The sequence below is a fragment of the Vogesella mureinivorans genome (genome assembly GCF_007644035.1).
Taxonomy (GTDB): Bacteria; Pseudomonadota; Gammaproteobacteria; order Burkholderiales; family Chromobacteriaceae; genus Vogesella; species Vogesella mureinivorans.
This window is the reverse complement of record NZ_VMTV02000552.1, coordinates 1-382: the sequence shown is the minus strand read 5'-3', so window position 1 is coordinate 382 and position 382 is coordinate 1. Positions and strand designations below refer to the sequence as shown.

The window sequence follows — 382 nt, the reverse complement described above, 5'->3', positions numbered from 1 at the left end:
AAGAGCCCCCACAGCACTGCGCGCGGCGGCGTCTGCGGGCGCCAGATCGCGAAGCCGAGCGCGGGCGCCAGCGTGGCCAGGGCCGAAAAGCTCAGTGCACCGATATCCGCCAGCGCCTCGGAACCGGCGATGGCGCGGCTGTACATCCAGGCCAGCAGCACGACCGCGACGATGATCAGCCGGCGCTGCAGCAGCACGCTGCGGCGGAGGTTGCGGCGGGCGCGCGCGCCCCGGCTGCCGCGCAGCAGCAGCGGCGCCAGCCAGTGGTTGCCGATCATCAGGCTGAGCGCCAGCGTCGACAGGATCACCATGCCGGTCGCCGCCGACAGGCCGCCGAGGAAGGCCAGCAGCGCAAAGCCGCCGTCGCCGCCTGACAGCGGCA

At 73.6% G+C, this 382-nt stretch carries 1 pseudogene; it reads right to left on the bottom strand.

The features are described 5' to 3' along the window. Positions 1–382 (bottom strand): annotated as a pseudogene (locus FLQ44_RS23740) (histidine kinase); the annotation flags it as partial.